Here is an 8,374-nt window from a genome sequence, read left to right as displayed (position 1 = left end):
CCCGGAGAAACGAGAAAGGCCCCCGCAGGGGCCTTTTCTGTTTCTACAGGCGGCCGGCCGCCTTCAGGGACAGGTAGGTGTCGGCCAGGGACGGGGCCAGGGTCTCCGGGGTGGCGTCGACGACCGTGACGCCGAGGCGGGTCAGGTGCTCCGCCGTGCGGGTGCGCTGGGCCTGGGTCTGGGTGGCCGCGGCGGCCTCGTAGACAGCGTCGACGGTGCCGCGGGAGTGCTGCATCTGCGCCACGCGCGGGTCCCCCACGGAGGCCAGGACGACTGTGTGGCGGGACGTGAGCTGGGGCAGGGACGGCAGCAGGCCCTCCTCGACGGCAGCCGCGTCCAGGCTGGTCAGGAGGACCACGAGGGAGCGGCGGGGGGCCGAGCGCAGGATCGTGGAGACCATGGCGCGGGAGTCCGTCTCGACCAGTTCCGGCTCAAGGGTGGCCATGGCGTTGACGAAGGACGGCAGGACGTCCGCCGCGGCCCGGCCCTGGACGAGGGCGCGGGTGCGGCGGTCGTGGGCCAGGAGGTCCACGCGGTCGCCGGCCCGGGTCGCCAGGGCCGCCAGGAGCAGGGCCGCGTCCATGGCGGAGTCCAGGCGCGGGGCGTCGCCCACCCGGCCCGCCGACGTACGGCCGGTGTCCAGGCAGATCAGGATGTGGCGGTCGCGTTCGGGGCGCCAGGTGCGCAGGGCGACCTTGTTCTGGCGGGCGGTGGCCCGCCAGTCGATGGAACGGGTGTCGTCGCCGGGGACGTAGTCGCGCAGGCTGTCGAACTCGGTGCCCTCGCCGCGGGTGAGGACGCTGGTGCGGCCGTCCAGTTCGCGCAGGCGCGCCAGTCGGGACGGCAGGTGCTTGCGGCTGGTGAAGGGCGGCAGGACCCGCACCGTCCACGGGACGGTGTGGTGGCCCTGGCGGGCCAGCAGGCCGAGCGGCCCGTACGAGCGGACGGTGACCTTGGCGGCCTTGCGGTCGCCGCGCCGGGTGGGGCGCAGGCGCGTGGTGACGCGGCGGCGTTCACCGGCGGGCACGGTCAGGGTGTGGCGGGACGCCGCGACCTCCGTGCCGGGCTGCCAGCTGCTGGGCGGCCACGCGTCGCGCAGCCGGGCGCGCAGGGTGCGGCCGCCGGGGTTGGTGAGGGTCAGGTGGACGTCGGCGGTCTCGCCGAGGCGCACCGAGGTGTCCCCGGACCGTTCCAGGCGCAGGCCGCGGACGGGGGCCGCGAGGGCGTAGTCGACGCAGCAGGCCAGGGCGAGCGGACCGTTGACGGCCAGCATGCCCGTCCAGCTGGGTTCCAGGATGCCGACGGGGATGCTGCCGAGGGCCGCGAGCAGGGCGGCGCGTCCGGTGAGGGCCATCAGCGCGGCACGGGGACGTGGGACAGGATCGCGGTGATGACCGCGTCCGCCGTGACCCCTTCCATCTCCGCCTCCGGGCGCAGCTGGATGCGGTGGCGCAGCGTGGGCAGGGCGAGGGCCTTGACGTCGTCGGGGATGACGTAGTCCCGCCCGGTCAGCCAGGCCCAGGCGCGGGCCGTGGAGAGCAGGGCGGTGGCGCCGCGCGGCGAGACGCCGAGGGTGAGGGACGGCGATTCGCGGGTGGCGCGGCAGATGTCGACGACGTAGGCGGCGATCTCGGGGGAGACGGCGGTACGGGCGACGGCGTCGCGGGCGGCTTCGAGGTCGGCGGCGCCGGCGACCGGGCGGACGCCGGCAGCCTTGAGGTCGCGCGGGTCGAAGCCGGCGGCGTGCCGGGTGAGGACGCCGATCTCGTCGTCGCGGGAGGGCAGCGGGACGGTCAGCTTCAGCAGGAAGCGGTCCAGCTGGGCCTCGGGCAGCGGGTAGGTGCCCTCGTACTCGACGGGGTTCTGGGTCGCGGCGACGAGGAAGGGGTCCGGCAGCGCGCGCGGGGTGCCGTCGACGGTGACCTGGCGCTCCTCCATGGCCTCCAGGAGGGAGGACTGGGTCTTGGGCGGGGTCCGGTTGATCTCGTCGGCGAGGAGGAGGTTGGTGAAGACCGGGCCGTTCTGGAACGAGAACTCGGCGGTGCGGGCGTCGTAGACGAGTGAGCCGGTGACGTCGGACGGCATCAGGTCGGGGGTGAACTGCACGCGCTTGGTGTCGAGTTGGAGGGAGGCGGCCAGGGCCCGCACCAGGAGGGTCTTGGCGACGCCGGGGACGCCTTCGAGGAGGACGTGGCCGCGGCAGAGCAGGGCGACGACGAGGCCGGTGACGGCGGAGTCCTGGCCGACCACGGCCTTCCCGATCTCCGTGCGGAGCGCTTCGAGGGAAGCGCGTGCGTCGCCCGCGTGAGCGGTGGTCGGGGACGTCATGAGGTGCGGACCTCTCTTTCGAGGGCGTCGAGGTGGTCGGCGAGCGCGACGAGTGCCGCGTCGTCGGAGGGTGCGGGACCGAACAGAAGGGCCGTCAGGGCGCCGTGCTCGGCGGGGTGGTGAGGACTGGTCAGGTGGGCGGCGACGGCGGGCAGCAGGGCCTGCGGGTCGTGCGCCGCGGTGGCCGGTACGCCGAGCACGGCGGCGAGGCGTTCGCGGGTGGCGGCGCGCAGCACGGTGGCGGCGCGGTCGCGGGCGCCGGCCTTGCGGTAGAGGCGGGCGCGGCCCTCGGTGGCCTCGGAGGCGCGGACGACGACGGGGAGTCGTTCGGTGACGAGGGGGCCGAGGCGGCGGGCCCGCCACAGGGCGGCGAGGACGGCGGCCAGGGTGAGCTGGAGCAGGGCCCAGCTCCAGCCGGAGGGGAGGAGGTCGAAGAAGGACTTCTCCTCGGTGCCGCCGGGGCCGGTGCCGTCGTCGGCGGCGTCGGCGAGGGTGGGGAGGTACCAGACCAGCTCGGGGCGGGAGCCGAGGAGCTGGAGGGCGAGGGAGGCGTTGCCCTGGTCGGCGAGGTTCTCGTTGAGCAGGGGCTGGTCGGAGCCGAGGAGGACGGTGTCGCCGCCGGGCCTGGTGCCGGGCAGGACGAGGAGGGTGGGGTGGCCGTCGTACGGGTAGCAGGCGGTGGCTCCGCGCAGGTCGGTGCGGTAGGTGGGGCCGTCGCCGGTGGTGGCCCGGCCGGCGGTGCGGGCGGCGGGCAGGGCGCATCCGGGGTCGAGGTCGTCGTCGTGGGCGGTGCCCTTGAGGCGGACGCCGGGGGCCAGGGTGGCGAGGGAGGCCTCGGGGCCGAGCAGGACGGTGCGGCCGGCGGTGCGGTCCAGGGCGGCGCGCAGGGTGGTCTGCTGGGTCGGGCCGAGCAGGTCGGGTTCGGTGACCAGGAGGGTGGTGCGCGGGCCGGCCGCGGCGGCGGCGTCCTTGAGGGTGGTCACCACGCGGGTGGTGACGCCGCGCTGCTTCAGGAGCTCGGCGACGGCGCGGCTGCCCTGGGGGTCGGCGGAGCGCGGGTCGAGGTGGCCGTGGCGGGTGCCGGAGCTGAGCGCGGCGAGGGTGATGCCGGCGACGAGCAGGACGGTCAGGGCGAGGAGGAAGCCGCGGGCGCGGGACCAGACCTGGGCGGGGGTCAGGGCGGTGGAGGTGGCGGCCCGTCCGGGGCCGCCGCCGACGGGGACGCGGGCGGGTGTGCCGGGGGCGGCGCCGGCGGGGGCGGGCGTGCCGGGGGCGGTGGCCGGGGTGGCGGCGGGGTGCGTCGGGCCCGTCATGGCGTGGGTCCCTGGGTCGTCGGGAGGAGGGGCTTGGCCCGGTCGAGGGTGAGGTCGATGTCGCGCATGCGCGCGTACATGGCGGCGTCGGCGGGGCGGCCGCCGTAGGTGACGTCGTCGAAGGTACGGGCCGCCGTGCGCAGGGCGCCGGTGTGCTCGGGCAGGGACAGGGCCGCCTCGGCAGCGGCCTCGTCGGCGGTGCGGCCGGGGCGGGGATCGAGGAGGGTGCGTTCCTCCAGGGCGCGGACCAGGGCGCGCATGCGTTCCTGGACGGCTTCGCCCCAGCGGCCGGCGGCGGCGTGGGCGTCGGCGGCGGAGCGGTGGTCGGCGGCGGAGCGGACGCCTTCGCCGAACAGGTCGCCGGAGGCGGTGGCGCCTGCGGCCGGGCGGCCCAGGCGCCACCACAGCAGGCCGACGAGCAGGGCGGCCAGCAAGGCGATCACCACCAGGCCGAAGCCGCCGCCGGGGGAGGCGCCGGCGGCGGCGTCGAACAGGTCGTCCAGCCATCCCATCAGCCGGCGCAGGGCGCGGGTGAGCAGGGACGGGTCCTGCTCGTGGTAGATCGGCTTGGACAGTTCGCGTTCGGCCGCCTCGCGGGCGGGGTCGCGCGGTGTGGTCACCGGGCCTGCGCCGTCGTCCGACAGCAGCAGCCCGGTGCGGGTGAAGAGGCCCCCCGTGCTCGTCACCTCGGCATCAGCCCCCGCTGCCGGGGGAGGCGCCGTGGGCGGTGCTGCCGTAGTTCTCGATGCCGGCGGCCCGGGCGAGCTCCAGGTCCAGGGCCTCGCGGCGGATCCGCTGGTCGATGTAGAGCAGGACGGTGACGCCCGCCGAGATCGGCATGGTGATCGTCAGCGCGATCACCGAGGCGACGGCGGTGACGATCAGGGCGCTCCAGGAGGTCAGGATCGGGCCCTGGGCCAGGTCGCTCGCGCCGCCGTCGAGGACGAGGGCCAGGACGGTGGCCGGTCCGACGATCATGGCGGAGACGATGCCGGTGATCAGTCCGGTCAGGACGGTGATGCCGAAGATCCGCCACCAGGAGCCCTGCACCAGCTTCGAGGAGCGGGCGAAGGCCCGGAAGACGCCGGAGCGTTCCAGCATCAGCGCCGGCGAGGCGAGGCTGAACTTGATCCACAGCCAGACCACGAGGAGGACTCCGGCCAGGCCGCCGAGGACCGCGAGGCCCACGCTGCCGACCAGGATGCCGGGCAGGAGCAGCACCAGCAGGGCGACGAGCGCGCCGACGGCGAGGAGCAGGGTCAGTCCGGCCAGGCGCAGCAGCTGGCCGCGGGCGTCGCGCCAGGCGCCGGCGACCGTGGAGGACTGGCCGAGGACGGCCTTGCTGAAGATCATCGTGAGCATGGCGGTGACGACGAGGCCGCCGACGAGCTGGATGAACCCGGAGATCACGCTGACCGACAGGCTGCTGACGGCGTCCTCCAGGGAGGGCTCGGCGCCGGCGGCCAGCTCCATGGTGGAGAACACGTACTTCTGTGCGAGCAGGTTGACCAGCTGCACGAGCGCGGCGACGACCAGGGTGATCGACAGGACCGAGCGCCAGTGGGTGCGCATGGTGGTGACGGCGCCGTCGAGGATCTCGCCCAGGCCCAGCGGGCGCAGCGGGATCACGCCGGGCTTGGCCGCCGCCGGGGCGCCCCAGCCACCGGGGCCGCCGCCGTAGGGGCCGTAGCCGTACTGCCCGTACTGGCCGCCGTACTGTCCGGGCGCGCCCTGCTGGCCGCCGTACGCGCCCCAGCCGGGGCCGGGCTGCTGCTGCGGGGCGCCGCCGTCCTGGCCGGGCTGCGGCCGGCCCCACACGCCGTCCTGGGGCGTCCCCCCGCCGGGGGGCGGCTGCTGCGCGGACCAGCGGGAGCCGGCGGGCTGCTGGCCGGAGGGCTGCGCCGGCTGCTGGGGCTGCTGCGGCTGCTGGGGCTGTCCCGGCTGCTGCGGCTGCGAATCCTGGGGCGGCTGCGTCGGCCCGCCGGACGCCCCGGCGCCGGGATCGGGCGCACCGGACCGCTCCCCCTCCGACGGGGACGAGCCGGGCGTGGCCCAGCCCGGAGAGTCGTTCATCGTGGCTCCTTCACGGGTGACGTTCGGGGGCGGTGGCGCTGGTCGGCTGCCATCGTGCCACGTGGGTACGCGGTGCGGACCGGCCGTCCCCCCGTTTGTTCCGTCCCTGCCCGCACCTTCAATTGTCACCCGCGGAGACGGCAGACTGGATCACCTCCGGCCACCGGCCGTGGACCAGCTGTGGGACAGCTCACCGCCAGGTAACGATTAGCTAATGGGATGATGTCAACCATGAAGGGACGCGTCCTTGTCGTCGACGACGACACCGCGCTGGCCGAGATGCTCGGCATCGTGCTGCGTGGAGAAGGTTTCGAGCCGTCGTTCGTCGCGGACGGCGACAAGGCCCTGGCTGCCTTCCGCGAGGCCAAGCCGGACCTGGTGCTGCTGGATCTCATGCTGCCCGGACGGGACGGCATAGAGGTCTGCCGGCTGATCCGCGCCGAGTCCGGCGTGCCGATCGTCATGCTCACGGCCAAGAGCGACACCGTCGACGTGGTCGTCGGCCTGGAGTCCGGTGCCGACGACTACATCGTCAAGCCGTTCAAGCCCAAGGAGCTCGTCGCCCGCATCCGGGCCCGGCTGCGCCGCTCGGAGGAGCCCGCGCCGGAGCAGCTGACCATCGGGGACCTGGTCATCGACGTGGCCGGCCACTCGGTCAAGCGGGACGGGCAGTCGATCGCGCTGACCCCGCTGGAGTTCGACCTGCTGGTCGCGCTCGCCCGCAAGCCCTGGCAGGTCTTCACCCGCGAGGTGCTGCTGGAGCAGGTGTGGGGCTACCGGCACGCCGCCGACACCCGCCTGGTCAACGTGCACGTGCAGCGACTGCGCTCGAAGGTCGAGAAGGACCCCGAGCGCCCGGAGATCGTCGTCACCGTCCGGGGCGTCGGGTACAAGGCGGGACCCAGCTGACATGACCTCCGGCAGGCCCACGCCCGGCTTCGCCCGGGGGGCGTCACGGGTCGGCCGGCTGCTCCAGGAAGGGGCGCCCGGCGGGCGCGTGCTGCGCCTGTGCGTCCGGCTCGTACGGCGCCCGCTGCTGCCGGCGATCCGGCTGTGGCGGCGCAACATCCAGCTGCGCGTCGTCACCGTCACGCTGCTGATGTCGCTGGCCGTGGTCCTGCTCCTGGGGTTCGTCGTGATCGCCCAGGTCAGCCGGGGTCTGCTGGAGGCCAAGGAGGACGCGGCGATCAGTCAGGCCGCCGGCGGCTTCGCGGTCGCGCAGGAGAAGGCCAACACCGCGTCCGTGGCGGACGGCGCCGACGCCACCGCCGTGGACACCAAGGTCGGCCGCGACGCCAGTACGTGGATGAACTCGCTCGTCTCGCAGCTGGCCAGCGGCGGCCAGTCGGCGTTCGAGGTGGTCGCGCTGGGCGCGGGCAGCGGCGAGAAGGACTCCGGCGTGCGCGGGGCGCGCGCCTCCGGCGACGTCGATCCCACGGCGAGCATCCCGCCGGCGCTGCGCAAGGCCGTCAACCACACCACCGGCACCTACCAGTCGTTCGCGCGGATCCGCTACACCGGCTCCGACAAGCCGTCCGAGCCGGCGCTCGTGGTCGGCAAGCGCCTCACCGACATCAACGGCATCCCGTACGACCTGTACTACCTCTTCCCGCTGACACAGGAGGAGGAGTCCCTCAACCTGGTCAAAGGCACCATCGCCACGGCGGGGCTGTTCGTGGTCGTGCTGTTCGGCGCGATCGCCTGGCTGGTGGTGCGCCAGGTCGTCACCCCCGTACGGATGGCCGCCGGGATCGCCGAGCGGCTGTCGGCCGGCAAGCTCCAGGAGCGGATGAAGGTCACCGGCGAGGACGACATCGCGCGGCTCGGCGAGGCCTTCAACAAGATGGCCCAGAACCTCCATCACAAGATCCAGCAGCTGGAGGACCTCTCGCGGATGCAGCGCCGGTTCGTCTCCGACGTCTCGCACGAGCTGCGCACCCCGCTGACCACCGTCCGGATGGCCGCCGACGTCATCCACGAGGCCCGGGTCGACTTCGACCCCGTCACCGCGCGGTCGGCCGAACTGCTGGCCGGGCAGCTCGACCGGTTCGAGTCGCTGCTCGCGGACCTGCTGGAGATCAGCCGCTTCGACGCCGGGGCCGCCGCCCTGGAGGCCGAGCCCATCGACCTGCGCGACGTCGTACGCCGGGTCATCGACGGCGCCGAGCCGCTGGCCGAGCGCAAAGGCACCCGGATCCGGGTGCTCGGCGACACCCAGCCGGTGGTGGCCGAGGCCGACGCCCGGCGGGTGGAGCGCGTGCTGCGCAACCTGGTCGTCAACGCCGTCGAGCACGGCGAGGGGCGCGACGTCGTGGTGCGCCTGGCCTCCGCCGGCGGCGCGGTCGCCGTCGCGGTCCGCGACTACGGCGTCGGCCTCAAGCCGGGCGAGGCGACCCGGGTCTTCAACCGCTTCTGGCGGGCCGACCCGGCGCGCGCCCGTACCACCGGCGGGACCGGCCTCGGCCTGTCGATCGCGGTGGAGGACGCCCGGCTGCACGGCGGCTGGCTGCAGGCCTGGGGCGAGCCCGGCGGCGGCTCGCAGTTCCGCCTGACGCTGCCGCGGACGGCCGACGAGCCGCTGCGGGGCTCCCCGATCCCGCTGGAACCGGAGGACTCGCGGGCCAACCGGGCCCGGGCCGCGGCCGAGCGGGCCGCGGCGG

General features: G+C 74.8%; 7 protein-coding genes. 2 read left to right on the top strand and 5 right to left on the bottom strand.

Annotation, left to right across the window (positions count from 1 at the left end; translation table 11 throughout):
• Positions 1-43: 43 nt before the first annotated feature.
• The 5 genes from LG632_RS28755 to LG632_RS28735 are packed head-to-tail and all read right to left on the bottom strand — an operon-like array spanning position 44 to position 5,714.
• Complete coding sequence (locus LG632_RS28755; protein ID WP_226730698.1) at positions 44-1,354, bottom strand: DUF58 domain-containing protein; 1,311 nt, start codon at positions 1,352-1,354, stop codon at positions 44-46.
• Positions 1,354-2,328: an AAA family ATPase gene (locus LG632_RS28750; RefSeq protein ID WP_226730697.1), complete on the bottom strand. Its 975-nt coding sequence runs from the start codon at positions 2,326-2,328 to the stop codon at positions 1,354-1,356. Before LG632_RS28750 ends, LG632_RS28755 begins: the two co-directional genes overlap by 1 nt.
• Entirely contained in the window at positions 2,325-3,641 is a 1,317-nt protein-coding gene (locus tag LG632_RS28745; RefSeq protein ID WP_226730695.1) for a DUF4350 domain-containing protein, read from the bottom strand. The genes LG632_RS28750 and LG632_RS28745 overlap by 4 nt, the downstream gene beginning before the upstream one ends.
• Complete coding sequence (locus LG632_RS28740; protein ID WP_226730693.1) at positions 3,638-4,327, bottom strand: DUF4129 domain-containing protein; 690 nt, start codon at positions 4,325-4,327, stop codon at positions 3,638-3,640. Before LG632_RS28740 ends, LG632_RS28745 begins: the two co-directional genes overlap by 4 nt.
• A 7-nt stretch (positions 4,328-4,334) precedes the next feature.
• The gene (locus LG632_RS28735) at positions 4,335-5,714 is read right to left on the bottom strand and encodes a DUF7847 domain-containing protein (protein ID WP_226730691.1); all 1,380 of its coding nucleotides are present in this window, start codon (positions 5,712-5,714) and stop codon (positions 4,335-4,337) included.
• A 219-nt stretch (positions 5,715-5,933) separates the two neighbouring features.
• Between LG632_RS28735 and mtrA the strand changes: the two genes are divergently transcribed.
• The gene (gene mtrA, locus LG632_RS28730; RefSeq protein WP_308109376.1) at positions 5,934-6,623 is read left to right on the top strand and encodes a two-component system response regulator MtrA; all 690 of its coding nucleotides are present in this window, start codon (positions 5,934-5,936) and stop codon (positions 6,621-6,623) included.
• A gap of 1 nt (position 6,624) precedes the next feature.
• On the top strand, positions 6,625-8,374 hold a 1,750-nt coding region (gene mtrB / locus LG632_RS28725; protein WP_226730689.1), incomplete at its 3' end, for an MtrAB system histidine kinase MtrB.

This window comes from Streptomyces antimicrobicus (assembly GCF_020532625.1).
Lineage (GTDB): Bacteria > Actinomycetota > Actinomycetes > Streptomycetales > Streptomycetaceae > Streptomyces > Streptomyces antimicrobicus.
This window is presented reverse-complemented; position numbering and strand designations above follow the sequence as displayed.

What these genes read in the sequence shown, in the direction of transcription:
- mtrA (WP_308109376.1), top strand. Translation starts at nt 5,934, where the DNA reads ATGATGTCAACCATGAAGGGACGCGTCCTTGTCGTCGACGACGACACC.
- LG632_RS28745 (WP_226730695.1), bottom strand. Translation starts at nt 3,641, where the DNA reads ATGACGGGCCCGACGCACCCCGCCGCCACCCCGGCCACCGCCCCCGGC.
- LG632_RS28750 (WP_226730697.1), bottom strand. Translation starts at nt 2,328, where the DNA reads ATGACGTCCCCGACCACCGCTCACGCGGGCGACGCACGCGCTTCCCTC.
- LG632_RS28755 (WP_226730698.1), bottom strand. Translation starts at nt 1,354, where the DNA reads ATGGCCCTCACCGGACGCGCCGCCCTGCTCGCGGCCCTCGGCAGCATC.
- LG632_RS28735 (WP_226730691.1), bottom strand. Translation starts at nt 5,714, where the DNA reads ATGAACGACTCTCCGGGCTGGGCCACGCCCGGCTCGTCCCCGTCGGAG.